The organism is Ornithinibacter sp. (assembly GCF_035443565.1).
Lineage (GTDB): Bacteria > Actinomycetota > Actinomycetes > Actinomycetales > Dermatophilaceae > Fodinibacter.
Genome location: NZ_DAORSO010000028.1, coordinates 23963 through 25570, shown reverse-complemented (window position 1 = coordinate 25570; position 1608 = coordinate 23963). Strand labels below are relative to the sequence as shown.

At 70.5% G+C, this 1608-nt stretch carries 2 protein-coding genes; both read right to left on the bottom strand.

Annotation, left to right across the window (positions count from 1 at the left end; all coding sequences use genetic code 11):
- Positions 1-235: 235 nt before the first annotated feature.
- Positions 236-655, bottom strand: a complete 420-nt coding sequence (locus PLL68_RS05245) for a YkvA family protein (protein ID WP_324532312.1) — start codon at positions 653-655, stop codon at positions 236-238.
- Between the two features lie 139 nt (positions 656-794).
- A complete protein-coding gene (locus PLL68_RS05240) occupies positions 795-1532 on the bottom strand; it encodes an EcsC family protein (protein WP_324532310.1) in 738 nt (245 codons plus the stop codon).
- Between the last annotated feature and the right edge of the window lie 76 nt (positions 1533-1608).

Genomic DNA, 1608 nt, shown 5'->3' with positions numbered 1-1608 from the left:
GGTGGTAGCCCAGGTGGTAGGGCAGGACCGAGACGATGTCTCCCGGCCCTCGAAGGGTGATGTCTGGTGTCATGACGACACCCTCCCCGCACGCGAGGAGGGTGTCAGGTGACGGATGCTGGCCTGTGGACAACGGGCCGTCAGAGCGTCGCTGTGGACAACGGCCCGCGCAACGGTGCGGGCGCTGGTGCCACCCACGCGATCAGGAGACCGCCTCGGTCAGGAGGGACCGGAGTCAGCGGATGACGCTGCCGCGCACGGTGTGCGACGACGAGGAGGAGCCGCCCGGGAACGCGTGTCCCGAGGTGGTGGCGTAGGCCGGCGAGACCTGCGCGAGCTCCCACGCCAGGAACGCCTCGGTCTCCTCGACGAACTGCGTGGCCAACCACGCCATGACGAGCGCGTCGTCCGCCAGCCCGGCGAGCATGACGAACTCGGGGATGAGGTCGAGCGGGGACACGATGTAGGCGAGGGCGGCGACCATGAGGGCGAGGCGGCCCTTGCTGATCCCGGTGTACTCCCCCGTGATCGCGGCTCGCACCAGTCGGGGGAAGGCCCCGGCACGCTCACCGAGCGAGGGGCCGCCGGGACGCACGGCGACGCGGACGGCCTGGTAGACGGCGGCGATGGCCGCGAAGCGCTTGGGTGATGCCATGGGGGTTCCTCCTGGGGTCAAGCCGGTCATTCGTGGGCGTGGGTGCACCACGGTGCCGTTGTGCTCAACGAAGGACGAACGACGGGTGATTCCCGTTCCCGGACCGGACGTGACGCACGCCTCGCCCTTCAGGCGAACCTCAGCGCTCGATGGCCGGGGCCACCCGCGGGAACTGGTCCTTGGCGTTGCGGGCGAACCGGCTCAGCATGTACGCGTCGAGGCCGCCACCGACGGCGCCGCCGACGACGGGCACGAGGCGACCCAGCCGCGCGAAGGACTTGGTGCCGACCTGGGCGAGCAGCCGGAAGCCGATGCCCTTCTGCACCACCATGAGCACCGGCCCGGGAAGGCGCTGCACGGCCAGGTTGGACAGCGTCCCGCCCGGCACGACGACGTTGGCCTTGCGCAGCAGGTCGTCGGCGTCAGCACCGACGAGGGTGAGCAGCACGGCGGTGCGGATCTGCTCCGAGGACAGGTCGTAGCCGCGCACCTTGGCGATCGAGGCCGTCATGCGGGTGGCGAGCAGGTAGAACGCGAGCAGGTTCACCGGCAGCGCCAGCGGGAGGGTGACGAATCCACCGACGCTGGTCAGGAAGCCGGTGCCGGCGCCCTTGGTCACGTGGCTGCGCACGATCGCATCGACGGCCGCCTCGACGTCACCGCCGTTCTCCCGCAGCGCCTCGTCGGCCTCGTGGGCGGCCGAGTCGAACCAGCCCTTGCCGTCGACCCCGAGGTCGAGGATGTTCTGGACGAACTTCGTGGACTGGCGGTCCAGGACCCCTTGGTCCGCGGTGCCGGCCTGAGCCTGCTCGAGCGCGCTCCTGACGTCCTTGACCGCATCACTCGTGCGGTCCCCGCCCCTACCGGGAAGTGCCACGTCGTCCTCCTCGAACCTGACCTGCGCAGCCCGTGCGGCGCGCTGGCATCGACTGGTCATCCTGCCACGCGGATGT

What these genes read in the sequence shown, in the direction of transcription:
- PLL68_RS05245 (WP_324532312.1), bottom strand. Translation starts at nt 655, where the DNA reads ATGGCATCACCCAAGCGCTTCGCGGCCATCGCCGCCGTCTACCAGGCC.